The organism is Moraxella sp. I5G (genome assembly GCF_055193055.1).
Genome location: NZ_JBUXLH010000014.1, coordinates 22,186 through 46,456, shown reverse-complemented (window position 1 = coordinate 46,456; position 24,271 = coordinate 22,186). Strand labels below are relative to the sequence as shown.

Here is a 24,271-nt window from a genome sequence, read left to right as displayed (position 1 = left end):
TTTGTATGTATTATGTCAGTACTCGTGGCAACACGCCAAAAATGCAATTTAGTGATGTGTTATTAATGGGACTTGCCCCTGATGGTGGATTAATGTTGCCTGAATATTATCCAAATATTGATGATAAAACACTAACAAAATGGCGCTCTCTTAATTATCAAGAATTGGCTTTTGAGATTATGCAGCTATTTGCTACAGATATTGATAAAGAAAATTTAAAAAAGCTAATTGATAAAACTTACACCAAAGATGTATTTGGCTCGGATGACATTACGCCCGTGGACAAATTATATCATGATATTTATTTATTAAAATTATCCAATGGCCCAACGCTTGCTTTTAAAGACATTGCCATGCAGTTTTTAGGTAATGCTTTTGAATACGTTTTAAATCAAAAAAATCAGCGTCTTACTATTATTGGCGCCACATCAGGCGATACAGGTTCTGCCGCTGAATACGCATTAAAAGGCAAGAAGAATATTGAAGTTTTTATGATGTCGCCTTATGGAAAAATGAGCGAATTTCAGCGCGCTCAAATGTACAGCCTAGATGATAAAAACATTCACAATATCGCTATTAAAGGCATGTTTGATGACTGCCAAGATATTGTTAAAGCCTTGCAAGAAGACCATGAGTTTAAAGCTAAATACAGTTTAGGCACCGTCAATTCCATCAACTGGGGAAGAATTTTAGCGCAAATCGTTTATTATTTTAAAGGCTATTTTGCCAGTACTAAAGATAACAGCCAAAAGGTAAGTTTTTGCGTGCCATCAGGGAATTTTGGTAACGTCTGTGCTGGGCATATTGCCAAAATGATGGGGCTGCCCATTGACAGATTGATTGTTGCAACCAATGAAAATGATGTTTTACATGAATTCTTTGATAAAGCCAGCTATCAGCCACGCCCAAGCAATAAAACTTATGTAACTTCCAGCCCATCAATGGACATCTCCAAAGCGTCTAATTTTGAGCGGTTTATTTATACATTATTAAATAAAGATGGGGAAAAAGTTGCTGAATTATTCACCAAAGTTAAGCAAGGTGAAGGATTTAGATTAGATGAAAAATTGGATGAAATTCGTCAAGACTATGGATTTATTTCTGGCAAGTCCACCCATCAAGACCGCTTAGACACCATCAAAAAAGTCTATCAAGAGACTGGGCGATTGATTGACCCACATACTGCAGATGGTGTAAAAGTCGCTAAAGATGTGCAAAATCAAGATGAGGTTATTGTGGTTGCTGAAACTGCTCTGCCAATTAAATTTGCCAAAACAATTAAAGAAGCAGTTGGCGATGTTGAGCTGCCACGACCAAAACACACCCAAGACTTAGAAACAAAACCACAGTTTGTGATTGTTCTAGATAATGATGCAAAATTGGTTGCCGATGAAATCTGTCGGAAAGTTTACGCCAAATAGCGACAAATGCTTACCTAATATTTATCTTTTTGTTATGCTAAACTAAGTGATAAGTATAAAAGCGATTTTGCTTTTGTTATTGAGCTTATGTCATAACAATGGATATTTACCAATGAATCTAAAACCCATGATAAAGGGACTGATGACTGCGTGTGTACTTGGTACGGCATTGTTGTCAGTTCCTGCTGCTGCTAAAAACAATCCAGCCCCTACCATCAAGGCAGATGCTCCAAATCGTTACACCGTCAAAAAGGGTGATACATTATGGGCAATTTCAGGTCGTTACCTAAAAAACCCGGCACGCTGGCGTGAAATCTGGGCAACCAACAAACAACTAAAAAACCCACATTTGATTTATCCAGGTGATGTGCTTATTATGTGTGTCATTAAAGGAAAAACTTTGGTTGGTGTAGATACTGGTGAAGGCTGCGCTGGTATTGAACGAAACATGCAAGGTGGTACAGGAAAAGTTACCATCAACTCTACTGCCAACAGCATCACCCCCATTCCTTTATCAAACATTCGCCACTGGCTTGACCGTGCGGTTATTGTGAGCCCCTTAGACTTTGAAACCACACCTTATGTTTTGTCTGCCAAACAGGATCATCTTCTTATGGGTGTGGGTGACAAAATTTATGCTCGTGGCCCTGCATTAGCTCTTGGACAGACCTATGGCATTTATCGTCAATCCAGTCCTTATGTTGATATCAGAACAGGTCAAGTAGTTGGATTAGAAGCCATTGAAGTTGCTCGTGGCATTGTAACAGACATCTCAGCCAATGGCATTAACAGCTTAAAGATTACTGAAAATTTTGGTGATGGCATTAAAGAAGGGGATCGGGTATTTTCAGAGGTTGATGCACACATTCCTTCAGTCTTTTATCCAGCACCTGCTGAAGTAACCCGAGGTGGTAGTATTTCACGTATCTTAGGCGATATGGGTAAAATGGCGGGCAAAGACGATGTAGTTGCCATTAATTTAGGTGCAGTACAAGGTGCAAAACCTGGTCAAGTTCTGGATGTATTTCGCAAAGGCAAATTAGTTGCAGACCCAAAAGACAAAAATGCACCTGTGCGCTTACCTAGTGAGAAAGCTGGTTCACTCATGATTTTTAAAGTATTTGACCAAATCAGTTATGCTTATGTTCTAGATACTGAAATACCTTTGGGTGTTGGCGATCAGCTTTTACCACCAACAGACTGGTAATGCATTAAAATAATTGTATAAATAAAATTGCTGGTGTATGCCAGCAATTTTCTTGGTTAATTAAGTTAATTAATAGGTAGGTTTGATAAACTCACCTTGGATGACTTGAGCAAATCTTGGCAACATTTTGCCATCGACTTCAATCATTTGGTTAAACATTACCAAAGGCCTTACCCAAACTCCAAAATCGCCATACAAAGCCCGATAAACCACCAGCCATTCCTCAGTTTCACTATGACGAGCAAGATGAAGCACCTCATATAACCGACCTTTATAATGACGATACAGACCTAATTGTAAAATTGGATTTTCCATCATTTTTTAATTTATCAAATCACAAAACAAATCTAATTCACACTAACTTTAGCGTATGCTTTTTTGCCCGCCTGAATCACCACCGTTTGACCGGCTGATAATACAAAACTGGCATCTACAACGCTTCCATCCACCTTAACCGCTCCACGCGCTAGCATGTCTTTGGCTTGGGCAGAGTTTTTAGCAAGTCCCGCTTGATTTAAAACCTGAGTGATGAACAATTTATCACCCTCTTGAAGCATCAAGGTTACTTCGGGTAAATCCACCGGAAGTTCACCGTCTGCCAAACGATTTCCTGCCGATTTATGAGCGTTTTCAGCCGCTTCTTTACTATGGAAACGTTCAATCAATTCAAGGGCTAAAATACGTTTTAATTCTTGAGGGTTACGCCCTTGCTGCATCTCTTGTAACAACTGTTCAATTTCATCCATTGGCTTAAAACTTAAAAGCTCAAAATAACGCGCAATCAGTGTATCAGGCATGGAGAGAATTTTTTGATACATTACACCAGCAGGTTCATTAATACCAATGTAATTTCCTAAAGATTTACTCATTTTTTGCACGCCATCAAGCCCTTCTAAAATTGGCATAGTAATGCAAATTTGTGGCTCAACATCATAACGTCCCTGCAAAGTACGCCCCATCAGTACGTTAAACGTCTGGTCTGTGCCGCCAAGCTCAACATCGGCTTTCATTGCTACTGAATCATAGCCTTGAACTAAAGGGTATAAAAATTCATGAATAGAGATTGGTGTTTGATTAGCATAACGTTTGGCAAAGTCATCGCGTTCTAACATTCTTGATACAGTGACCTGACTGGCAAGCGCAATCATATCACCTGCATTCATATTACCAAACCAGTCAGAATTAAACATCACGGTAGTTTTGTCTTTATCCAAAATTTTAAATACTTGTTCTGCATAGGTTTGTGCATTTTGCAACACTTGTTCACGAGATAAAGGAGGTCGTGTGTTATTTTTGCCAGATGGGTCGCCAATGGTTGCGGTATAATCGCCAATCAAAAACAGTACATCATGACCCAAATCCTGAAAATGGCGTAATTTATTCAATACCACAGTATGCCCTAAATGTAAATCGGGCGCGGTTGGGTCCATACCAAGTTTAATGCGCAAGGGACGATTTTGTTGCAGCTTTTTAATCAAGTCTTCTTTAGAATAGATGGCTTCAGTACCACGCTCAATCAAAGCAAGCTGTTCATCTATGGATAAAAAATCACTCATAGTCTACCCTTTCAATTATTTATTACTCAATTAGTTACTTACATTATATCATGGCTTTTGAATGCTTTATAACACACACTTGCTCAACCCAACAATTAAGCCTTCTTAACCACAGATGATTTTAATTTCATTGCACCAAATCCATCAATCTTGCAATCAATATCATGGTCGTCTGGTGCATCAAAAATAAGACGAATTGACTTAACTTTTGTACCAACTTTGATGGAACTGCTCGAACCTTTCACTTTTAAATCTTTAATCACAGTAACACTATCACCATCATGAAGTATATTACCCACTGCGTCTTTAATAACCTGAATTTCTTCTTCGGTTTGTGTTGCCCATTCATGAGCGCACATTGGACAAATATACAATTCGCCATCTTGATACGTTAAATTTTCAGCACATTTTGGGCAAGCGGGCAATGACATCATAATCTCCTTTAAAAATTGAGTATTATAGCTGATTGGGATAAAATTTTTCTTGAAAATCCATAAAATTTACCCATAATGGTATAAAAATACAAAAAAGGCAAATTATGACAACGTTTTATGCTATCAATTTAACAGGCAAAGATGCCGCAAAATTTTTACAAGGTCAGCTAACCGTTAATGTCAATAAATTAAATACTACCGCTCAAGCCACAGCAATTTGTAACCTAAAGGGTAGAGTGCAGTTTGGTTTGTGGGTCAAACAACAAACCGATGATAATTTTTTGATAATCACATCGGCTGACTGTTTAACAGATTTAATAGCACATATTAAAAAATATGGTGCTTTTTCCAAAATAACCATCAGTGAACCAAGCGAAATTTATCCTAGCATCATTAATGGATTACCTGATTTTGATGAAAAACCCAGTCAGGGATTTGATGACTGGGCAAAATTAAGCATTCGTTTGGGTAACTACTGGATTACCGCCAAAACCAGTCAATTATTTCAACCCCAAGAGCTGCGACTACACCAAAGAGGTGGGGTAGATTATGATAAAGGTTGTTATTTAGGTCAAGAAATTATTGCACGTTTATATTTTAAAGCCAGTCCAAAAACTTTTTTACATCGTGTATTGTTAAATCAAGCGGCTGATGATGGTGAAAAAATAAACAAAGTACACATTGTTAATCAAGTTAAAATTGATGATGGTTTTGACAGCTTGGTTATCGGCTCGCCTGAAGACGTTGCAAAAATCGGTCAAATTTTACCTTTACCTGATAAGCTGATGGAAGATGTTGCACGTCACTAATACCAATAATTATCACTATAAAAACAAACTCTTACCAAAAAAAATTACTGTGCTTGGAGCAGGCGTTACTGGGGTAACAACTGCTTGGTATCTGACCTGTGCAGGTTTTGATGTAACTGTAATTGACAGAAAATCCGCCGCTGCACTTGAAACTTCATTTGCTAACGGCGGTCAAATTTCAGTTTGTCATGCCACACCGTGGGCAAATCCAGCAACGCCATTAAAAGCATTTAAGTGGTTAGGGCAAAAAGAAGCGCCTCTGCTGTTTCATTTAAGTACCAATTTTGAGCAATGGCAATTTATTTGGCGGTTTTTAGGGCAATGCCGCTCAACTTTAGCAGACAAAAATTTGGTACAAATGGTCAATTTAGGGCTTTATTCGCGTGCTGCCTTAAAAACACTAATCACAGAACTGTCACTAAATTTCTCTCAACGATTGCAAGGTATTTTGCATTTTTACACCAATCAACAAGAATATCAAGCTGCCTTTGGACCCACCAAACGTATGAGTCAATTAGGCTGTTATCGCCAAATCATCACCCCCAAAGAAGCAATCAACTTAGAACCTTCACTAGCAATATTACAAGACAAATTAGTTGGAGCGACCTTTACAAATGATGATTTATCTGGTAACGCACATATTTTTACTCAAGAACTCGCTAAACATTGTCAAAAGGCTGGGGTAACGTTTTTGTTTGATACACACATCAAACAAATCCATCACAAAAACAATCTCATTGACTATTTGTGTCTAGAGCGCGATTGTCACGAATTTATCCATCAAAGCGATGCTTATGTAGTGTGTTTGGCAAGTTTTGGAAAACAGCTGTTAGACCCTATTGGGATATATTTGCCTATTTTTCCAGCAAAAGGATATTCGGCAACTTTTGCAGTCAAAGACACCAGTGGCGTGCCGCAGATTAGTTTGATTGATGATGAATATAAATTGGTCATGAGCCGCTTTACTAATCCAGAAAGTGATGTTTTAAGAGTCGCAGGTACAGCGGAGTTTCATGGTTATGATACCCAACTGACCTTGAGTCGCTGTCAGGCTTTAACCAAACGAACTCAATCCTTATTTGGTGAAGCATTGGATTATCAAACACCCAATTATTGGACGGGACTTCGTCCGATGACACCATCTAATGTGCCTTTGATTGGTCGAGCACACTTTGGTAAAATCCGACATGGCCCAACTGGCAGACTTGTGGATAATTTGTGGTTAAATACAGGGCATGGCACGCTTGGTTTTACACACGCGTGTGGTTCGGCGAAGGCATTAAGTTTATTAATACAAAATCAAAAACCAGATTTTAATTTTCAATTTATTGGCTATTAGTTAAAACTACGCCAAAGGGTGAAATACCATTTTTAAATCGCCACCAAGCTGATGGACCTCAATTAAATCAAAACGTTTTTGCCAAGCCAAACCTTTCAATCCAAACTCAAACATTGGGTAGCTTTTTGTACCCAATAGGCAAGGAGCTTGATACACAATCAACTCATCTACCAAATTTTGAGCAATAAAAGCGCCAGAAAGTTTACTGCCCGCCTCAACTAAAACATCATAACACTGATATTGGGTTGCTAAAATATGTAGCAAGTTGGGTAATTCATCACGCCACAATAGTGTGTTTTTATCAGTAAACACTTGATAATCATCTTGATAATTTAATCGGCCTTGTCTGTCAACCACTACAATTTTTGGTTTAGGAATTTGACAAAGGGGGGTGCCCAGCCCGTTAAAACGCACTGTTAGCGCAGGATTATCGGCAATGATTGTACCTGAACCTGTGATAATTGCACCACTTTTAGCACGCAAATACTGAACATCTTGACGGGATTGAATGCTGGTAATCCATTTAGATTCACCATCTTTCATAGCAGTACGCCCATCAAGGCTAGCGGCTACCTTTAGACGCACATAAGGCATTTTTGTCGCCATTGCCTTTAAAAATCCAGCATTTAAGGCACGAGCTTTATCCTCACACACACCAACAGTAACCTTGATTCCCGATTTTAATAATTTTTGAATGCCTAGTCCTGAAACCTGTGGATTGCTATCTGTGCAAGCTACAACCACCCGAGAAACCTTAGCATCAATCAATGCCTGAGTACAAGGGGGTGTTTTTCCTGTGTGATTACACGGCTCAAGCGTTACATAGACTGTAGCTTCTTGAACATCTTGCTGATTGGATTGAGCGTTATGCAAAGCGGCTGCTTCAGCATGTGCTGTACCCGCTTTTTGATGAAACCCAGACGCTATAATTTGATGATTTTTTACTAACACACAACCAACCGCAGGATTGGGGCGCGTCGTCAGTTCACCTTGCTGCGCTTGTTGCAAGGCTAGGTTCATAAAATAAGCATCTTCGGGCTGGATAGGGCTTAAATCAGCGACGTCAAACTTACTCAGATTCATCAGATTTATCCTTAGAAGCAAAACTGGCTAATTCCGCCTGAAATGCAGCAATGTCTTGAAAATCGCGATAAACACTGGCAAAACGTACATATGCCACATCATCAATTGCCTTTAACTCCGACATTACAATCTCACCTAAACATTTACTAGAAACTTCCCTTTCACCAGTATGACGTAGTTTTTGTTCGATGCGACTAATCATCGCCTCAATATCATCCAAACTAATAGGTCGTTTTTGTAGGGGTAATGCAATGGAACGGCGCAATTTATTTTGATCATAGGGCTCATTACGCCCATTCACTTTGATAATTCTAGGAACAACTGCTTCAACCACTTCAAATGTCGTAAATCGTTCTTGACAAGACACACATAAACGACGACGACGAACTTGGGCGCCATCAGCGGCTAAACGCGAATCTATTACTTTGGTATCTGTAGCATTACAATAAGGGCAATACATGATTTTTTATTAACCATAAAAATATTAACAAATAATAATTAATTATATAATTATTAAATAGAAATTTAAATAAAAAAATATATTAATTTAGTTTAAATTAAATAACAATTAAATATTAATCTGTAAATTTTTTTTAATTAATCATGAATATATTTTTTATTAAAAAAAATTATTTATTTCTTGATTAAATTGGGTCTGCCATGTTATTTAAATTTAATATTATTTACCAATACAAAAACTTGAAAAAATACGCCCTAATAATTCATTACTACTCATTTTTCCTGTAATCTCACCCAACGCTTCTGCAGACAACCGCAAACTTTCTGCCACCAATTCACCTGCATGATAAACGGTCAATTGTTGATGAGCCTCTTGTGCATAAATTTTAGCTCGTTTTAAGGCATCCAAATGACGAGTTCTCGCCAAAAGCGTACCTTCTTGGGGGTAAAAACCAGCCTTTTGGTGCAAAACTTGAATTAAATCTGCAATACCCGAACCCGTTTGACAAGAAATCAAAATTTCGTTCACTAAGGTTTCACGTGGAACATTCATTTTAACTAGCAAATCGGTTTTATTGGCAACAAAGATAAGTTTTTGCTTGAGTTTATCAAAATCACCATAATCACCCTCGCTAAATAGCTCTTTAGCAAGCAGCATCGGGTCTATTTCACCACTTACATCATACACAAGCAGCAAAATATTCGCTTGATTGATGGCGTTTTTTGCTCTATCAATGCCAATTTTTTCTACTTTATCAGCAGTCTGTCTAAGCCCTGCCGTATCAGTCAGATGAATGGTCAGTCCATTTAAAACCAATGTTTCTTGCAATGTGTCACGAGTTGTGCCTGCTACGTCAGTTACAATTGCGCGCTCTGTCCCTGATAAGCAGTTTAAAAGGCTTGATTTACCAGCGTTTGGCTTACCTGCTAACACAACATGGATGCCATCACGCAATAATTGCCCTTGTTTAGCATTGGACAAAATATCATCAATTTCTATCAAAATTGCATTTAGCTTATTCTCAATCACGCCATCAGCTAAAAAATCTACATCTTCTTCATCAGGAAAATCAATTGCTGCTTCAACATAGATGCGCAAATGGGTAACTTTTTCTATCAAATCATTGATTTTATTAGAAAATTTACCAGATAATGAACGAATTGCTCCCAAAGCCTGAGCATCGCTCGTAGCGCTAATGGCATCACTAATAGCTTCAGCTTGCACCAAATCTAATTTATTATTCTCAAAGGCTCTTAATGAAAACTCTCCTGCTTGAGCTTGCTTTGCACCCATTTCAAATGTACGCGCCAGTAAAATGTTTTGCAACACCACACCGCCATGACCCTGAAGTTCCACCACATCCTCACCTGTAAATGAATGTGGCGCTTTAAAGTAAATCACCACCCCTTCATCAATCACGCCATTTTCGCCATAAAAACGGGCAAAATGAGCGTGCCTTGGTTTTAAAGAGGATTTTTGGGTTAATTGACAAGCAATCGAATAAGCGGTTTTTCCTGATAGACGAATAACACCAACGCCACCTTGACCAATAGGGGTGGCGATTGCCGAAATAGTATGTTTTTGATTTGTCATAATTTACCAAACAAAGCTTATATCAACACTTTTTCAGATAAGCAAATTAAAATTAAGCGGTTTTTTGCGCCATTTGCTTTTCTACATGTTTATTAACAATATGCTGATGTGCCATACTAAATAGGTTGTTTACTGTCCAGTATAATACCAAACCTGCTGGGAAAAACAGCATAAACACCGCAAAAATTAATGGCATAATTTTCATCATTTTTGCTTGCATTGGGTCAGCAGGTTGTGGATTGAGCATCTGCTGAATAAACATTGTTGCTCCCATAAAAATTGGTAGGATAAACCAAGGGTCCATTGCAGATAAATCACGAATCCATAAAATCCAAGGGGCATGACGCAGCTCAACACTCTCAACTAACGTCCAATATAATGCCAAAAAAATCGGCATTTGCAGTAAAATTGGTAAACAACCTGCCATTGGATTGACTTTTTCATCACGATAAAGCTGCATCATTGCTTGGCTCATACCCATACGGTCATCGCCAAATTTATCTTTTAATGCTTGAAGTTTTGGAGCAATGGCACGCATTTTTGCCATAGAAACGTAGCTTTTATTGGAAAACCATAATAATGCTAATTTAGTTAGCAAGGTTAATACAATAATAGACCAGCCCCAGTTGCCCAATAGTTTGTGTACACCCTCTAAAACCGCAAATAAAACTTTTGAGATTGGCCATAAAATACCATAATCAACCGTTTGATTAAGCCCAACAGCAACTTTTTCTAATTCTTTTTGTACTTTTGGCCCAGCATAAAGAGTTGCTTCCAAGGTTGCTTGTTTACCAGCTGGCACATCAATTTGTGGGCTATTAAAGCCAATAAAGTAGTCTTGACCGCTGCTGCGGCTGTAGAAGGTTGCTTCAAAATTAGTTGGTGTCCACGCCGAAACAAAATAATGCTGAACAATAGCTACCCAACCATCCTTGCTTACCGCTTTTAATTCACCGCTATCAAAATTTTTAAATTTTAGTTTATTGTATGGACTGTCTGGCGTTCCCCATGCACCACCTAAGTAAGTCGCCATACTCATCATGCCCTTATTTTCATTGCCAGGGTCGCTACTATTATCACGCTTAAGCTGAGTGTATACCTGACCTTGCCAAGCTGTCTGGCTGTTATTATTAATGTTGTAACTTAACAATATCGGGTATTCACCAGATTTAAATGTATAAGTTTTAGTAATAGTAACGCCGTCTTTTTGATAAATCAAAGGTACCTGCAAAACACCATTGGCATTCATTTGGTAGTGATTTTTTGGACTGGTAAAACTTGCTCGCCCTGAAGTAGTATCAATACCGTCGCGCCCAATCAAACCAGATTGTGCCACATAAGTGCGCCCGTTATTATTTTCCAACAAAACCAAAGGCTCTTTACTGCCTAATTTTTCATCATATTGTTTTAGACTGGCATAAACAATATCGCCCCCAATGGGGTTGATTTTGATTTCATAACGATCTGTGTCAACCAAAATCAGTTCATTATTGTTTTCATTAACTACAACTGTACTGTCTTGATTGGCAGTGATCGGTACGTCGCCATGAGATGCTGTTGGCACATCGTTTTTTTCAGATGCAGTAACTACTGATTGAGTTTTAGGAGCATTCACAATGTAATCATTACGCCAAGCCAATATCAATAAATAGGCTGTAATTAATATGGCAATAATGATTAATATCCGAAGTATTTTTTGCATAAATTTTCCTGGGGCTATTTGGCAAATTTAAGTTAAACTGCTTATTCTACTAAAATTTTTATAAAAAACCTAGTATTTCATTAAATGATTGCGATAAGCCCGATAACTGATATGGTCTAAGTAAATTGCATAAATTTTAATATTTGTTTGATAAAAATCATATTTTTTTAAAGGTAATGGTACAAAATCCACTCCATGCCCCCCAAAAGGTTGGCAGCGGCACAATCGCCAAATCAGCAGTTTAATCCCACCCACTCCATGCCAAAGCAGCGCTTGTTTAGCGTACTCAGAGCAAGTTGGATAATAACGACAACGAGCAGGAAGAAGTGGACTGATGATTTTTTGGTAAAACAAAATGCAAGCCAGCCCCAAACGAATGATAACAACTTTCACAAGATTAATTATCTTTATTGGGATAATGTTGAATAATTTTTGAAAATAACTGCGATAATTGATCATGGATATTAATTTTTTTATCGTATTTTTGTTTTACAATAACCACAATATCAATTCCACAAATGCAATATTGGTTCAAACGAAAGTATTCTCTAATTAATCTTTTTAAACGATTTCTATCAGTAGCATTTTTTAATTTTTTTTTGGTAATTGCCATGCCTAACCTGCAATTATCCATTGAATTTTCTTTAATAAAAACCAATAAATTTTCACTATGAATTTTTTTATCGCACGCATCAAAAACTTGTTTGAATTGGTAAGAATTTAGTAAACGTTGATTTTTGGTTAATTTAAAACTCAAGTTATGATTTTGGTGTCTCATGAATTTACCTTTAGACAAAAAAAGCACCCAAAAGGTGCTTTATTTTTATAATCGCTATTATACAGTCAAACGATGACGACCTTTAGCGCGGCGGCGAGCTAAAACTTGACGACCATTTTTAGTAGCCATGCGAGCACGAAAACCGTGAGTACGTTTACGTTTTAAAACACTAGGTTGGAAAGTACGTTTCATAATTCACCTTAAGGATATAATCACATCACCAAACCCTGCAGAAGTTTTTTGTGGTGATAAATTGGATAAATTGTTTGTTAATTTAACTAAAAAATTAGCTAAAGTAATTTAAAGGACAAAATTCTACCTAAAAAATTTGCTTAGGTCAAGGTAAAAATTAAATTATCTTAGCAATTAACTGTAAAAACAAATAAATTAGGTTATCCTAAATTAAAAAATTTGATTTAAAAAATTAATTAATCTAGTAAACAATTATATATTTAGAATGATTTTTTAAAGTTATCCACAAGTTTTTCTTGCCATTATTATTAATTTAATATATTATAATAATAATAAGGGCATCGATTTTCTGTTGATAAGTAGTGTTTTAGTATAAAAATCAATAATTTAAAATGTGGATAACCCTGTGTAAAACTTTGTATAACTTGTGGGTAAGTTAGCTAATATGATTTTCCCCACAGTTTATCCACAAAGTTATCCACATAAATTTGGGTGTATGATGGCAAGCAATATTTCGTTTTTTGATGATGGGCTTTTTGATGAGGGATTGATTGGAACAGATTCATCTTTTGTTGTGGTTCAAAGTCAACCCTTACAATCTTTTGATGCGCTACAGTTGTGGCAGTTTTGTTTGGATGAGCTAAAAAAGGGCATCTCAGACTCGGAGTTTCATCAGTGGTTAAAGCCTCTAAAACCTTCAATTGAAGGACATGTTTTAGTGCTAACAGCAATAAATATGTCATTTATTCGCAAAATCAAAGAACGATTTTTAGATGACATCCAGCAAATTTTGGAAGTTTATACCAAAGGTCAAATTCTTGCAGAATTAAAAACTGAGAAGGTAGCAGAAAAAACCACTAAAAAACGCCCAAGTTTTAAATTAGGTGTTAAAATTGAAGAAAGCAACCCAATTGAAGAACGCTTTACTTTTGAGAATTTTGTTAAGGGCAAGTCCAATGCCTTGGCATATAATGCTTGCCTTGAGCTTTCTAAAAAAATTGGACAAGAAAAGAACAGTAGCATCGATAATCATTTGGTGTTTATTTACGGTTCATCAGGCCTTGGAAAAACACATTTGATGCATGCGGTTGCACATCGTTATCAAAAGGCTGGGCTGCGTTATTGCTATTTTACCAAAGACCAATTTTTTAAGGTAACTATTGATGCCATGCGCGGAGGTGATGGTCGAATTGATGGGTTGATTAAACGAATTTGTCGAGCTGATTTATTGATTGTGGATGATGTTCATTTAATTAATAATAAAAATGGACCTAAGGTTTCGCAGCTTCTGATGACGTTATTTGGCGAGTTTACCAAAGGCGACAAGTGTTTGATTTTGGCTTCAGATAAACCACCAGCTCAAATGGCAAATTTTGATGGTAGATTTTTGTCACGGTTTTCAAGTGGACTAACGGCTGCCATTGAACCGCCTGATATTGAAACACGCATGCAAATTTTACAAAAGAAAGCTTCCATTATGAATATGGATTTGCCCAAAGAGTGCGCGTTGTTTATCGCTCAAAATATCCCGCCAGATGTTCGCCGTTTAGAAGGAGCGTTAAACCAAGTTCAAGCCAATGCTGCCATTATTGGCGATAAAATCGATTTGCGATTAGTGCGCCATGCTCTAAAAGATCGTATTGAAGCCAAAGCCCGTGCAGTGAATGCTGAAAATATCAAAGATGTAGTCGCTGAATACTATGGTATTGCTCAAAAAGATTTGATTGGTAAAAAGCGTACTCGTACGATCGCTCGTCCAAGGCAAATGGCAATGGCATTGATACGTGAATTGACCCAAGATAGTTTTCCTGAAATTGGACAAGCTTTTGGTGGTCGCGACCATACAACAGTGATGCATGCATGTGAAAAAATTTCACAACTGTGCCAAACAGACCCTAATATTCAAAAAGATTATCAATCCTTAATGGCAACATTAGAGTTTGCCTAAATCCAAGCAAACTTATGATACAATAGGCATCTATCACAATTGTTGTGGGTTTGGTTAAGATTAATTAAGGAATATGTGATGAAGTTAGTAATTGACCGCCGTTTACTTATTAAAGCAATGGCTTTGGTAGTCGAGGCAGCTGACAGTCGTCATCGTTTAGCAATTTTGGCAAATTTAAAACTGGTGCTTTTACCTGAGGCATTAACGTTGACTGCTTCAGATTTAGAAGTGCAGCTATCATGCCGTATTGCTTTGCCTGAAGGGGCTTGTGTGCAAACGGGAGAAATTACTTTACCAGCTGAGAAATTTTTTAGTATTTGTCGACTTTTATCCGATGATTTAGTTGATATTGATGTGGATGAAAAACAAAACCGCTGTTATATCAGCAGCGGCAAGGGTAGATATACCTTAAGCGCTTTGCCTGCAAGCGGTTATCCTAGTATTGGCGAGCCAACAGGTGAGAAGTGTGTTAAGGTGGCACTGGATGCGTTTTCTGATGTGTTAAAACACACCCGTTTTGCAATGGCAACCCAAGATGTACGCCATTATTTAACTGGACTTTTGCTTGAAATAGAAGAGCAAAAACTGACCGCTGTTGCAACCGATGGGCATCGTTTGGCAGTGGCGTATCGTACACTAAATGAATCTTATACACCCACCAAAATCATCATTCCTAATAAAGCAGTGAGTGGGCTTGAAAGACTTTTACTTGAATTGACCAAAACTCCTGAAAAAGACGATGTGGTTAATTTGGGTTTGGATGGTGAATTTTTGCAGGTAACCCTAAATTTTGGCGCTCAGATGTCTGTTGATTTGACCGCTAGACTCATTGAAGGTAAATTCCCTGATTATCGCCGTGTTCTTCCTGCCAACAACGATAAAATTGCCGTATTTAGTAAAGATGAGATGGTGAGTGTTTTGCGACGTATCTCAGTATTAAATACCAAGGAATCTCCTGGCGTATCTTTAAGTTTTTCAAACAATGATTTTGCTACCATCAGTTCCAATAATCGTGAACAAGACGAAGCAACTGAAACATTGACAGTTCAATACACAGGCGAGCCTATTGAAATTGCATTTAATGAAAGTTATTTGCGAGCGGTACTTAATGTATTAGAAGGGGATGTTTATTTGCAAATGATTCACCCAAATAGCCCAACTTTAATTTATCAAGCAAGGGATGATAAGAATCATCAATATGTGGTAATGCCAATGCGTGTGTAATCAACCGTAGCTAACTACTTACTTGAGCGCCTCTGGCTAAACCGTGATTTTAATGCCAAAAAATGCTATAATGACGGGCTATTTTTATCAAATTGGATGACGTATGACCGATATTACAACCAATAATAATAACAATAAAGATTTAACCAAAGGCGATTATACCGCTAAAAATGTTCGGGTATTGCGCGGGCTTGAAGCGGTGCGCGTCAGACCAGGTATGTACATTGGTGACACGGATGATGGCACAGGACTTCATCATATGGTATTTGAGGTTGTTGATAATGCTATTGATGAGGCGTTAGCAGGATATTGTGATGAAATTAACATCACCATTCACCAAGATGAATCCGTGTCAGTGATGGATAATGGGCGTGGTATTCCTGTGGACATCCATCCTGAAGAGGGCGTATCGGCTGCCCAAGTTATTATGACGGTGCTGCATGCTGGCGGTAAATTTGATGATAACACGTATAAAGTTTCTGGCGGTTTGCATGGTGTGGGCGTATCAGTTGTCAATGCTTTGTCTTGTAAGTTGATTTTAAATATTTGGCGTGATGGTTATTATTACACTCAGCAGTACGCTGATGGTGAACCTGTCAATTTACTGACTAAAATTGAACCTTCGGATAAAACAGGTACACAAGTGCGTTTTTATCCTAGCAGTGAGATTTTTTCAGGGGTAATTTTTGATTTTGATGTGCTTGCTAAACGTCTGCAAGAGCTGTCCTTTTTAAACTCAGGTGTGCGCATTGTTTTAACTGATGAGCGTACTGATACTACAAAAGTTTATGAACACAAGGGTGGTTTATCTGAATTTGTGCGTTACATCAATCAGGGCAAACAAACTTTGAATGATATTTTTCATTTTAATAGTCAAAGTCAAGACATTGGTGTTGAGGTCGCTTTACAGTGGTCAGATAATTATAATGAAAAAGTATTGTGTTTTACCAACAATATCCCTCAAAAAGATGGCGGTACACATTTATCAGGATTTCGCTCAGCTTTGACACGCTGTTTAAATGCTTATATGGACAGCGAAAACCTCACTAAAAAAGAGAAAGTACAGGTTACTGGCGACGATGCGCGTGAAGGTTTGACTGCAATTATTTCGGTGAAAGTGCCCGACCCTAAATTTTCTAGCCAAACTAAAGAAAAATTGGTTTCTAGTGAAGTAAAATCAGCGGTAGAAACGGCGATGAATCAAAAATTAAGCGATTATTTGCTGGAAAATCCAGCCGCTGCCAAGACCATTGCAGGAAAAATCATTGATGCGGCAAGAGCTCGTGAAGCTGCACGCAAAGCACGAGAAATGACTCGTCGTAAAACCACATTAGATATTGCAGGACTTCCAGGAAAACTTGCTGATTGTCAAGAAAAAGACCCAGCATTATCTGAACTTTATTTGGTTGAAGGCGATTCTGCTGGCGGTAGCGCCAAACAAGGTCGCAATCGTAAAATGCAAGCGATTTTGCCATTAAAAGGTAAAATTCTAAATGTTGAGCGCGCTCGATTTGATAAAATGTTATCATCGGCGGAAGTTGGCACTTTGATTACCGCACTAGGTACAGGTATTGGTAAAGATGAATACAATCCTGATAAACTGCGCTACCATAAAATTATTATTATGACGGATGCGGACGTGGATGGTTCACATATTCGTACACTGCTTTTGACATTTTTCTTTCGTCAAACGCCAGAACTGATTGAGCGTGGTCATATTTATATTGCTCAGCCGCCTTTATATAAAATCAAAAAAGGCAAACAAGAGTTGTATCTAAAAGATGATGAAGCTTTACGTAGTTATCTGTTGTCTTCAACGATTGATGAAAATCAGCTCTTTATCACTAAAGACACTCCAGCAGTTAACGGTCAAGCTTTGGGAAAACTGCTGATTGCCTATAATCAAACACAAAATACAAAATCTCGACTTCGTCAAAAATATCCGGATGCGCTGCTTGACGCTTTAACCTTTGTGCCAAAATTATCATTACAAGACATCAGCTCAAAACAGACAATGATTGATTGGTCAAAAGCACTGCAAGATAAGCTGCATGAGCTTGCCCCAAGTTTGTCAGCAGGTGTAGCTTTGCAAGAGTTTTCTGAAGGACGAGAGTTTTTGCCACAAATTACATTATTTGTGCATCGTTTACCTCAATATTATACATTGGATACTGTATTTATTAATTCTAGTGAATATGCAAACTTATTGCAATTGTCAGCTCAATGGAATACTTTATTGACGGATGAATCATTTTTGCGCCGTGGCGATAAGGATTTTTTGGTAAAAGATTTTCATCACTTATGGGAACAGATGATGAGTGATGCCAGACGCGGGTTATCCATTCAGCGTTACAAAGGGCTTGGCGAGATGAATGCTGACCAACTTTGGGAAACCACTATGGACCCTGAAAATCGTCGTATGCTTAAAATCACTATTGAAGATGCGATTAAAGCTGACCATTTATTTACTTGTTTGATGGGTGATGAAGTGGAGCCAAGACGAGCATTTATTGAAGAAAACGCCTTAAATGCTGACATTGATACCTAAAAATATCTTTAAAAAAAATCAGCATGGATTCTGTTATGCTGATTTTTTTGGCTAATATAGAATTATTCAGGAAAATTAATATAGTTTGGTAGTACAGTCAATGTGAGCCAAACACCATTTTCTGCTTGAAAAAATTCATAACCATCTTGATTCATTTGCTTACTATCAATGCTTAAAACAACAGGTTTGCCACGTCTACCCCCAACTTTTTTGGCAGTACTGATGTCGTGTGATAAATGTACATGATGCCTACTTTGAGCGGTGAGACCTTCTTGGTGAATTGCAGGCAGAAAATCGGCAATCGTACCATGATACAATGTATCTGGCGGTATTTTTTGCACATAATGACGATTAACAGTCTTGTTGGAATGTCCTTGTACTGCTCGAATTTTTTTTCCATCATCGGAAATTTCAAAGCGTTTTTTATCGTTATTTTCTACAACCAATAATAACTGTTCTTTGTCAAATTGATTGTCAGTTTCAGCAGCCTTTTGTAATAATACATCAATGTCAGTCCAGCCTTCAGTGTCTAAGGTAATGCCAATCGTTTCAGGCTTATGACGCAGTAATAAGCTTAAAAATTTGCTTAATTGTCTATTATGCATATGACTCCTTATTGTTTTATGCTTTGTTGCTAATGTCTATTGTGTTTGAACCTAGCATTTACTTTTTTTGGTATTTACTCTGTTTTATAAATCTGTTTACATTCTACGCTTGCGTCTTGGCAAAATTTCAATGGTTTATCTTTAAATGACATCATCATGAATCAATAAAGATAAACCTTAGCTTTTTCATGGGTTTATTTTTTCTATTTCTTAAAAAATAACAACTAATAATGAATGTTATTGATAAGATATTTTAACCAAAAATGGTTTTATACATTTTTTAGCTGTCCAATTTTTTCACCCATGACTACTTTTTTATCGGCAACCATGGACGGATGCCATTGATTGTGAGCGGACTTAGGCAGTAGCACAATTGCAGTTGAGCCTAAATAAAAACGCCCTAATTCATCGCCTTTTTTAAGAAGTAATTCGTGCTTTTGTTCTTGAATGTAGGGTGTGCGATGTAGTCTTCCTGTTGCAACGCACTCAATACCTGCAACAATCATTGCTCCAACTAGAACCACGCTTGCTAAACCAAAATCAGTTTCAAAAATACATACCAAACGCTCATTACGAGCAAATAAATCTGGAATATTTTCGGCAGTATTTTTATTAACTGAAAACAAGCTACCTGGTATATAACGACTTTGAATTAGTTTACCGTCAAATGGCATATGCACCCGATGATAATTACTTGGTGCAAGATAAATTGTGGCAAACTGCCCATCAATAAAGGTTTTGCCAAGCTCAAAATCAGCTAATAATTGACCAGCTGAATAGTTAAATCCTTTGGCCTGCAAAATAGCATCATGATGAATTGTACCAATTTGTGAAATTGTGCCATCAGCGGGGCAGATAATGCTGTTGGGCGTTGAATCAATCGGTCTTTGCCCTGGTTTGAGTTCGCGAGTAAAAAAATCGTTAAAACTGTCATAATCAGTTAAATTTTCTCGCTGATATTCATCTAGTGAAATATCATAGACTTTGGCAAAGGCAGAAATGAGAGATTTTTTGATGTAAGGATTTTGGCTTCTAGCAAGATTGCCTGCTAATTCACTTAATTGTTGTTGAGGTAATAAATTTTGGGCAAGAGAAAATAAATTCATAATTAAATCAATTGGTAAGATAAAATAAAAATGTTATCATACCATTATAACAGATATTATTTCAATATATGGAGCGATGCATAAAAAGCTCTGTACTGCTTTGATTTAAAAGATTGAATAAATATTGATTGTTTGCCTGATGTTTTTTGAAATGATTGAATTTAAGAATGTGAGTAATTTATGAGTATTTTTCAAGAAAAAATTGCTTTTGAAAATAGATTTTCTCAAGAAACCAAACAGCTGATTGTTTTGACTTCAAAAACAACAGGTGGTGCTAGCAAAGCAGGTAAAGAAAAACTTTGGATAGCAAGTCAAAGGGTTATTGCTTACGTTGATGAAAAAACTGGAGAATTTTATCAAAGCCCCGCACGTTTAGAGTGGCAAATCAAAGAGACAAAAAACAAAATATTTGATTTTGGGGGTCATAAAATTTATAAGGTTTTGGTAAGACCAGAATTATCAGATAATAAAACCAGTAATGCGCTGCATTATTTTATGTTGATTGATTTAATAGAGGAAAATAACCATCAATTGTTAAATGATTTTTTAGAACAATACTTAAAACCAGTTAATTTAAATTATCAAGATATTATATTTACTTTAAATAAAGAATATAATGAATTTGAAGCAAATTATCAGTTTTTAGATAAGAAAATATCTATTTATTTGAATTGTGATAATTTTGATAACAATCAAGAAATTAATTTAAATTCATATTTAAAGATATTAGATAATATTTTAAATAATAAGAAAGATTTTGATGATTTATGTAAAAAATTTGCCTGTCAAGAGTTATTAAAAGATGCTCAAAATTGGCAAGAAGATGGTGAAGAAAATGACTTAATCAATGATAATCAATTTATAAAACGAATTTCAATAAACTCCATCTCATTAAGACATAATAGCTTTGAGGTTTTTTATGACGATGATGATATATTTTGGGGTCATGCGATTGTTGTTTATGGTGAAATTTTAGATAATTTTTGTGATATCAATTTTATCAATGCCACGATTCAGGGTTGAAAATGAATATTATTGATGTGTATAAAGGAAATTACCCAAGTTTAGCTGAAGATAAGCTTTTAAAATTAATTGCTATTGATGCTTTTTTACGTAGAATCTCTGATTTTTATGAACCTTTTATGGTAAAAGGTAGCACGATAACCAGATTGTATTTTGATGATTATAAAGCAAGAATCCCTGAAGATATTGATTTTGTGTATTTTGGTCATATAAAAAATACTCAAGATGCGCAAGAAATATTTACATCATGGACAGATAAAGCCACTCAAAAAAAATTAAAAGATGGCATTATATTTAAAAAATTTTCTAAATACAGTAATTGGCAAAATATCGATTATGCAATGAATGAAGATTTTCCAACAGTATTTGGTGTATTGCGGGCAGAAATCAATAATAAAAAAATATTTATTGACATTGAAATATCTTTTAATCTAGAAATTCTTGCCAATCCTATAGAAAATATCTATCCAACACCAAAAGATACAATTTATCTTCCATATACTGCACCATTATCTATTCAAATAGCTTGGAAAATTCACCAGTGCATTATTAATCCACGTTTTAAAGATTTTTATGATTTGGCGTTTTTAGTCAATAAATTAAATCGTTATCCAGATATTGATATTTTATTTAAAACTTTAATCAATGAATGCAGACGCGATAAAATTTCTAAAATGCTAATTAAGAAATTCTTTGATTATCAAATACCAAAGAATTTAGGCGATTTTTATTCAATAGATAAAAAACTTCAAATTGACAAAAACTACCAATGGCACTATGACGAATTATCTGAAAGGTTTGAGCGAGTTTTTGATAATTTTAATGATTTTTGGTTATTTTATCAAAACGCAATGAAAACTTGTCAATTCAATAATTATGTGGAACAATACCTGTTAGATTATTAAATGCAAACGAATCTTATTAATTTGTGTCAAATTGGCAGAAAAATTGCAGTTATTTTATAGGTTAAATAAGGCGTAGATGGAGAATGTATGAGTAGCTTAACCCCTGAACAAGTTGCTTTGCAATTAGAGAGCTTAGAAGGCTGGACGCTTGATGGTTGCAGCTTAAACAAAACCTTTGAGTTTAGTGATTTTGCACAAGCCCTAGCGTTTATGGTGCGTGCGGGCTTTTACTGTGCAGAATTTGAGCATTATCCATATTGGCAAAATAATTATAATATCGTTAGTGTTCGTATTGGCAATCCAGACGATACTGCCATTGAAGGGCGTGATATTCAGCTTGCTAAACGCATTGAGTCTTGTTTGGCTTAAGCAAGTAATGTTTTATATTCACTGTGTTTGTCTATAAAACTTGCAACAAATGAGCAGCTAGCAATTATTTTTTTCTGGTGAATTTGAGCATAATCTAAGGCGTGTTTAACAAGTTTTGAGCCAATTCCTTGTCCGCTTAGTTCACCAGGTACAATTGTGTGCTGAAAATCCAAAACATCATCAGTAACAATCTGATAACTCAGATAAGCCGTACATAAAGCGATGGTAAGTGTAAAACGTTGATTTTGTAAATCGTGTTCAATGATGTTGTTTGAGTCAGCGATGTTCATGGTTTGATTGTATAGTATTTGCAATTGTAGAGATTTTAGCAAAAAAATGCAAATTTTACACTGATAAAAAAATTTTTAAAAAAATACTTGACAGTTTTAAAAAAATCTTTATAATACGCACCATAAACAACGCGGGAATAGCTCAGTTGGTAGAGCACAACCTTGCCAAGGTTGGGGTCGCGAGTTCGAATCTCGTTTCCCGCTCCAAATTATAAAAAGCCACTTTTGATTAAGTGGCTTTTTTGTTATTTTTGTGCCAAAATAAACCAAACTGTTGAATTGGTAATAGGGTTTGGTTATGAAATATACTTATGATACAAAAGGTAATTATCAGCGTGCAGCAAATATTACGCGTAATACCGCAGAAACGCAAATTTCGGTCTATTTAAATATTGATGGCACAGGGGTCGGAGAAATTGATACGGGCGTACCTTTTTTAGATCATATGCTAGAACAAATTACGCGGCATGGGCTGTTTGATTTAACTGTAAAATGCCAGGGCGATACTCATATAGATGATCATCATAGTGTTGAAGATACAGGGATTGCGATTGGTCAAGCGTTAAAGCAAGCGCTGGGTGATAAAAAAGGTATTCGTCGTTATGGGCATTTTTATGCACCACTTGATGAGAGTTTAAGCCGTGTGGTTGTTGATATTTCAGGTCGCCCAAGCCTACATATGAATGTGCCTTTTACTCGAAGTCATGTGGGAAAAATGGACGTGGATTTATTTTCAGAATTTTTTTATGGATTGGTCAATAATGCAGCAATCACTTTACACATTGATAATCTAAAAGGTCAAAACAGTCATCATCAAATAGAAAGTGTTTTTAAGGCATTAGCAAGGGCGCTACGTATGGCGTGCGAATTAGATGTGCGTGCTGGTGATAAATTGCCTTCAACTAAGGAAATGTTGTAATAAAATAACTAAAGGAAAATCAATGAAAACAGTAAAAATTGCTCTGTTAGATTATGGGGTTGGCAATCTTTTCTCAGTAGCAAATGCTTTAAGGGCGGTTGGTGCTGATGTGGTGATTACTCAAAATTTAACAGACATTCAAGCGGCTGATAAAATATTACTTCCTGGTGTGGGTGCAATCAAAGATGCCATGCATCACATGCAAAAAGCTAAAATAGATATCGCCGTTAAAGAAGCTTTGCAAAATAAACCTGTTATGGCAATCTGTGTAGGCATGCAGGCGATGTTCGATTATTCAACTGAAGGCGGTCATGTGGATTGTTTGGGGATAATTTCAGGTAGTGTGCAAAAATTTGATGAAACATGGCTAGAAAACGGTCAACCGATAAAAATCCCCCATGTTGGTTGGAACAAAGTAACTATGGATAGCAATCACCATTTATGGCAAAACTGTAAAAATGAGTATTTTTATTTTACTCACAGCTATTATTGCAAACCAGATATGACCAATCAAGACAATCGTAATTTGATTGTTGCTGATTGTGATTATGGACAGAAATTTTGTGCAAGTGTGATTAAAGAAAACCTTTTTGCTACTCAATTTCATCCTGAAAAAAGCCATAAAGCGGGACTTTGTCTATTAAATAATTTTATTACCTGGAATCCTTAAACATCTAAAAGTTAGCAATAACTGATTTTCATCTTAAAATCAGTTATTGTATAAAATACCAATGTTGTATTTATCTAAATTAAAATAGAT

General features: G+C 36.4%; 25 protein-coding genes and 1 tRNA gene. 13 read left to right on the top strand and 13 right to left on the bottom strand.

The features are described from left to right. Nucleotides 1-5 precede the first annotated feature (5 nt). Nucleotides 6-1,421, top strand: a complete 1,416-nt coding sequence (thrC, locus tag ACZBKJ_RS08210; RefSeq protein WP_463200536.1) for a threonine synthase — start codon at nucleotides 6-8, stop codon at nucleotides 1,419-1,421. Nucleotides 1,422-1,533: 112 nt separating this feature from the next. Next, nucleotides 1,534-2,628 carry a LysM peptidoglycan-binding domain-containing protein gene (locus ACZBKJ_RS08205; RefSeq protein ID WP_463200535.1) on the top strand — a complete coding sequence of 365 codons (1,095 nt, stop codon included), beginning with the start codon at nucleotides 1,534-1,536 and terminating at the stop codon, nucleotides 2,626-2,628. A 69-nt stretch (nucleotides 2,629-2,697) separates the two neighbouring features. On the opposite strand, the gene ACZBKJ_RS08200 is transcribed toward ACZBKJ_RS08205, so the two are convergent. The 3 genes from ACZBKJ_RS08200 to ACZBKJ_RS08190 form a co-directional block, all read right to left on the bottom strand. Further along, nucleotides 2,698-2,943, bottom strand: coding sequence for a DUF1653 domain-containing protein (locus ACZBKJ_RS08200; protein WP_463200552.1), 246 nt, complete (start codon nucleotides 2,941-2,943; stop codon nucleotides 2,698-2,700). A gap of 32 nt (nucleotides 2,944-2,975) precedes the next feature. Next, complete coding sequence (tyrS, locus tag ACZBKJ_RS08195; RefSeq protein WP_463200534.1) at nucleotides 2,976-4,184, bottom strand: tyrosine--tRNA ligase; 1,209 nt, start codon at nucleotides 4,182-4,184, stop codon at nucleotides 2,976-2,978. 95 nt (nucleotides 4,185-4,279) lie between these two features. Beyond that, nucleotides 4,280-4,615, bottom strand: a complete 336-nt coding sequence (locus ACZBKJ_RS08190) for a zinc ribbon domain-containing protein YjdM (RefSeq protein WP_463200551.1) — start codon at nucleotides 4,613-4,615, stop codon at nucleotides 4,280-4,282. Nucleotides 4,616-4,722: 107 nt separating this feature from the next. Between ACZBKJ_RS08190 and ygfZ the strand changes: the two genes are divergently transcribed. Both ygfZ and ACZBKJ_RS08180 read left to right on the top strand, forming a co-directional pair. Further along, nucleotides 4,723-5,427, top strand: coding sequence for a CAF17-like 4Fe-4S cluster assembly/insertion protein YgfZ (ygfZ, locus tag ACZBKJ_RS08185; RefSeq protein ID WP_463200533.1), 705 nt, complete (start codon nucleotides 4,723-4,725; stop codon nucleotides 5,425-5,427). Beyond that, nucleotides 5,411-6,766 (top strand): D-amino acid dehydrogenase, encoded by a 1,356-nt coding sequence (locus ACZBKJ_RS08180; protein ID WP_463200532.1) that lies wholly within the window; start codon nucleotides 5,411-5,413, stop codon nucleotides 6,764-6,766. Before ygfZ ends, ACZBKJ_RS08180 begins: the two co-directional genes overlap by 17 nt. Before the next feature lie 6 nt (nucleotides 6,767-6,772). Here the strand turns inward: ACZBKJ_RS08180 and ribD are convergent, their stop codons facing one another. The 7 genes from ribD to rpmH all read right to left on the bottom strand — a co-directional run bounded on the left by ribD (nucleotide 6,773) and on the right by rpmH (nucleotide 12,574). Further along, nucleotides 6,773-7,849, bottom strand: coding sequence for a bifunctional diaminohydroxyphosphoribosylaminopyrimidine deaminase/5-amino-6-(5-phosphoribosylamino)uracil reductase RibD (gene ribD / locus ACZBKJ_RS08175; protein WP_463200531.1), 1,077 nt, complete (start codon nucleotides 7,847-7,849; stop codon nucleotides 6,773-6,775). After that, a complete protein-coding gene (gene nrdR / locus ACZBKJ_RS08170; RefSeq protein WP_463200530.1) occupies nucleotides 7,836-8,309 on the bottom strand; it encodes a transcriptional regulator NrdR in 474 nt (157 codons plus the stop codon). The genes ribD and nrdR overlap by 14 nt, the downstream gene beginning before the upstream one ends. 219 nt (nucleotides 8,310-8,528) lie before the next feature. Further along, nucleotides 8,529-9,902, bottom strand: a complete 1,374-nt coding sequence (gene mnmE / locus ACZBKJ_RS08165) for a tRNA uridine-5-carboxymethylaminomethyl(34) synthesis GTPase MnmE (protein ID WP_463200529.1) — start codon at nucleotides 9,900-9,902, stop codon at nucleotides 8,529-8,531. Nucleotides 9,903-9,954: 52 nt separating this feature from the next. Beyond that, nucleotides 9,955-11,604: a membrane protein insertase YidC gene (gene yidC, locus ACZBKJ_RS08160; protein WP_463200528.1), complete on the bottom strand. Its 1,650-nt coding sequence runs from the start codon at nucleotides 11,602-11,604 to the stop codon at nucleotides 9,955-9,957. A 69-nt stretch (nucleotides 11,605-11,673) separates the two neighbouring features. After that, complete coding sequence (gene yidD / locus ACZBKJ_RS08155) at nucleotides 11,674-12,006, bottom strand: membrane protein insertion efficiency factor YidD (protein ID WP_463200550.1); 333 nt, start codon at nucleotides 12,004-12,006, stop codon at nucleotides 11,674-11,676. After that, entirely contained in the window at nucleotides 12,002-12,382 is a 381-nt protein-coding gene (gene rnpA / locus ACZBKJ_RS08150) for a ribonuclease P protein component (RefSeq protein WP_463200527.1), read from the bottom strand. Before rnpA ends, yidD begins: the two co-directional genes overlap by 5 nt. A 57-nt stretch (nucleotides 12,383-12,439) precedes the next feature. After that, nucleotides 12,440-12,574 (bottom strand): 50S ribosomal protein L34, encoded by a 135-nt coding sequence (gene rpmH, locus ACZBKJ_RS08145; RefSeq protein WP_029103370.1) that lies wholly within the window; start codon nucleotides 12,572-12,574, stop codon nucleotides 12,440-12,442. A 445-nt stretch (nucleotides 12,575-13,019) separates the two neighbouring features. On the opposite strand from rpmH, the gene dnaA reads away from it, so the two are divergent. The 3 genes from dnaA to gyrB all read left to right on the top strand — a co-directional run bounded on the left by dnaA (nucleotide 13,020) and on the right by gyrB (nucleotide 18,294). Beyond that, a complete protein-coding gene (gene dnaA / locus ACZBKJ_RS08140) occupies nucleotides 13,020-14,522 on the top strand; it encodes a chromosomal replication initiator protein DnaA (protein WP_463200526.1) in 1,503 nt (500 codons plus the stop codon). Between the two features lie 78 nt (nucleotides 14,523-14,600). Further along, complete coding sequence (dnaN, locus tag ACZBKJ_RS08135) at nucleotides 14,601-15,746, top strand: DNA polymerase III subunit beta (RefSeq protein WP_463200524.1); 1,146 nt, start codon at nucleotides 14,601-14,603, stop codon at nucleotides 15,744-15,746. A gap of 103 nt (nucleotides 15,747-15,849) precedes the next feature. Further along, nucleotides 15,850-18,294, top strand: a complete 2,445-nt coding sequence (gene gyrB, locus ACZBKJ_RS08130) for a DNA topoisomerase (ATP-hydrolyzing) subunit B (protein WP_463200523.1) — start codon at nucleotides 15,850-15,852, stop codon at nucleotides 18,292-18,294. A 62-nt stretch (nucleotides 18,295-18,356) separates the two neighbouring features. Here gyrB and ACZBKJ_RS08125 read toward each other — a convergent pair whose 3' ends face one another. Beyond that, complete coding sequence (locus tag ACZBKJ_RS08125) at nucleotides 18,357-18,899, bottom strand: RNA 2'-phosphotransferase (RefSeq protein ID WP_463200522.1); 543 nt, start codon at nucleotides 18,897-18,899, stop codon at nucleotides 18,357-18,359. 269 nt (nucleotides 18,900-19,168) lie between these two features. Continuing rightward, the gene (asd, locus tag ACZBKJ_RS08120) at nucleotides 19,169-20,005 is read right to left on the bottom strand and encodes an archaetidylserine decarboxylase (RefSeq protein WP_463200521.1); all 837 of its coding nucleotides are present in this window, start codon (nucleotides 20,003-20,005) and stop codon (nucleotides 19,169-19,171) included. A gap of 180 nt (nucleotides 20,006-20,185) precedes the next feature. On the opposite strand from asd, the gene ACZBKJ_RS08115 reads away from it, so the two are divergent. The 3 genes from ACZBKJ_RS08115 (at nucleotide 20,186) to ACZBKJ_RS08105 (ending at nucleotide 22,302) form a co-directional block, all read left to right on the top strand. Further along, entirely contained in the window at nucleotides 20,186-21,028 is an 843-nt protein-coding gene (locus ACZBKJ_RS08115) for a DUF2262 domain-containing protein (protein WP_463200520.1), read from the top strand. Nucleotides 21,029-21,030: 2 nt separating this feature from the next. Then, entirely contained in the window at nucleotides 21,031-21,933 is a 903-nt protein-coding gene (locus tag ACZBKJ_RS08110; protein WP_463200519.1) for a nucleotidyl transferase AbiEii/AbiGii toxin family protein, read from the top strand. 87 nt (nucleotides 21,934-22,020) lie between these two features. Beyond that, entirely contained in the window at nucleotides 22,021-22,302 is a 282-nt protein-coding gene (locus ACZBKJ_RS08105; RefSeq protein ID WP_463200518.1) for a 4a-hydroxytetrahydrobiopterin dehydratase, read from the top strand. Here ACZBKJ_RS08105 and ACZBKJ_RS08100 read toward each other — a convergent pair. Beyond that, a complete protein-coding gene (locus ACZBKJ_RS08100) occupies nucleotides 22,299-22,592 on the bottom strand; it encodes a GNAT family N-acetyltransferase (RefSeq protein WP_463200517.1) in 294 nt (97 codons plus the stop codon). The genes ACZBKJ_RS08105 and ACZBKJ_RS08100 overlap by 4 nt on opposite strands. A gap of 131 nt (nucleotides 22,593-22,723) precedes the next feature. On the opposite strand from ACZBKJ_RS08100, the gene ACZBKJ_RS08095 reads away from it, so the two are divergent. The 3 genes from ACZBKJ_RS08095 (at nucleotide 22,724) to hisH (ending at nucleotide 24,181) form a co-directional block, all read left to right on the top strand. Beyond that, a tRNA-Gly gene (locus ACZBKJ_RS08095) sits at nucleotides 22,724-22,799 on the top strand. A gap of 91 nt (nucleotides 22,800-22,890) precedes the next feature. Further along, nucleotides 22,891-23,511, top strand: coding sequence for an imidazoleglycerol-phosphate dehydratase HisB (hisB, locus tag ACZBKJ_RS08090; protein WP_463200516.1), 621 nt, complete (start codon nucleotides 22,891-22,893; stop codon nucleotides 23,509-23,511). 22 nt (nucleotides 23,512-23,533) lie between these two features. Further along, the gene (gene hisH / locus ACZBKJ_RS08085; RefSeq protein ID WP_463200515.1) at nucleotides 23,534-24,181 is read left to right on the top strand and encodes an imidazole glycerol phosphate synthase subunit HisH; all 648 of its coding nucleotides are present in this window, start codon (nucleotides 23,534-23,536) and stop codon (nucleotides 24,179-24,181) included. Nucleotides 24,182-24,271: the final 90 nt, after the last annotated feature.

What these genes read in the sequence shown, in the direction of transcription:
- ACZBKJ_RS08205 (WP_463200535.1), top strand. Translation starts at nt 1,534, where the DNA reads ATGAATCTAAAACCCATGATAAAGGGACTGATGACTGCGTGTGTACTT.
- ACZBKJ_RS08105 (WP_463200518.1), top strand. Translation starts at nt 22,021, where the DNA reads ATGAGTAGCTTAACCCCTGAACAAGTTGCTTTGCAATTAGAGAGCTTA.
- yidC (WP_463200528.1), bottom strand. Translation starts at nt 11,604, where the DNA reads ATGCAAAAAATACTTCGGATATTAATCATTATTGCCATATTAATTACA.
- thrC (WP_463200536.1), top strand. Translation starts at nt 6, where the DNA reads ATGTATTATGTCAGTACTCGTGGCAACACGCCAAAAATGCAATTTAGT.
- hisB (WP_463200516.1), top strand. Translation starts at nt 22,891, where the DNA reads ATGAAATATACTTATGATACAAAAGGTAATTATCAGCGTGCAGCAAAT.
- rnpA (WP_463200527.1), bottom strand. Translation starts at nt 12,382, where the DNA reads ATGAGACACCAAAATCATAACTTGAGTTTTAAATTAACCAAAAATCAA.
- dnaN (WP_463200524.1), top strand. Translation starts at nt 14,601, where the DNA reads ATGAAGTTAGTAATTGACCGCCGTTTACTTATTAAAGCAATGGCTTTG.
- ACZBKJ_RS08125 (WP_463200522.1), bottom strand. Translation starts at nt 18,899, where the DNA reads ATGCATAATAGACAATTAAGCAAATTTTTAAGCTTATTACTGCGTCAT.
- ygfZ (WP_463200533.1), top strand. Translation starts at nt 4,723, where the DNA reads ATGACAACGTTTTATGCTATCAATTTAACAGGCAAAGATGCCGCAAAA.
- tyrS (WP_463200534.1), bottom strand. Translation starts at nt 4,184, where the DNA reads ATGAGTGATTTTTTATCCATAGATGAACAGCTTGCTTTGATTGAGCGT.
- mnmE (WP_463200529.1), bottom strand. Translation starts at nt 9,902, where the DNA reads ATGACAAATCAAAAACATACTATTTCGGCAATCGCCACCCCTATTGGT.
- ACZBKJ_RS08100 (WP_463200517.1), bottom strand. Translation starts at nt 22,592, where the DNA reads ATGAACATCGCTGACTCAAACAACATCATTGAACACGATTTACAAAAT.
- asd (WP_463200521.1), bottom strand. Translation starts at nt 20,005, where the DNA reads ATGAATTTATTTTCTCTTGCCCAAAATTTATTACCTCAACAACAATTA.
- ACZBKJ_RS08200 (WP_463200552.1), bottom strand. Translation starts at nt 2,943, where the DNA reads ATGGAAAATCCAATTTTACAATTAGGTCTGTATCGTCATTATAAAGGT.
- ACZBKJ_RS08110 (WP_463200519.1), top strand. Translation starts at nt 21,031, where the DNA reads ATGAATATTATTGATGTGTATAAAGGAAATTACCCAAGTTTAGCTGAA.
- ACZBKJ_RS08180 (WP_463200532.1), top strand. Translation starts at nt 5,411, where the DNA reads ATGTTGCACGTCACTAATACCAATAATTATCACTATAAAAACAAACTC.
- dnaA (WP_463200526.1), top strand. Translation starts at nt 13,020, where the DNA reads ATGATTTTCCCCACAGTTTATCCACAAAGTTATCCACATAAATTTGGG.
- hisH (WP_463200515.1), top strand. Translation starts at nt 23,534, where the DNA reads ATGAAAACAGTAAAAATTGCTCTGTTAGATTATGGGGTTGGCAATCTT.
- ribD (WP_463200531.1), bottom strand. Translation starts at nt 7,849, where the DNA reads ATGAATCTGAGTAAGTTTGACGTCGCTGATTTAAGCCCTATCCAGCCC.
- ACZBKJ_RS08115 (WP_463200520.1), top strand. Translation starts at nt 20,186, where the DNA reads ATGAGTATTTTTCAAGAAAAAATTGCTTTTGAAAATAGATTTTCTCAA.
- nrdR (WP_463200530.1), bottom strand. Translation starts at nt 8,309, where the DNA reads ATGTATTGCCCTTATTGTAATGCTACAGATACCAAAGTAATAGATTCG.
- gyrB (WP_463200523.1), top strand. Translation starts at nt 15,850, where the DNA reads ATGACCGATATTACAACCAATAATAATAACAATAAAGATTTAACCAAA.
- rpmH (WP_029103370.1), bottom strand. Translation starts at nt 12,574, where the DNA reads ATGAAACGTACTTTCCAACCTAGTGTTTTAAAACGTAAACGTACTCAC.
- ACZBKJ_RS08190 (WP_463200551.1), bottom strand. Translation starts at nt 4,615, where the DNA reads ATGTCATTGCCCGCTTGCCCAAAATGTGCTGAAAATTTAACGTATCAA.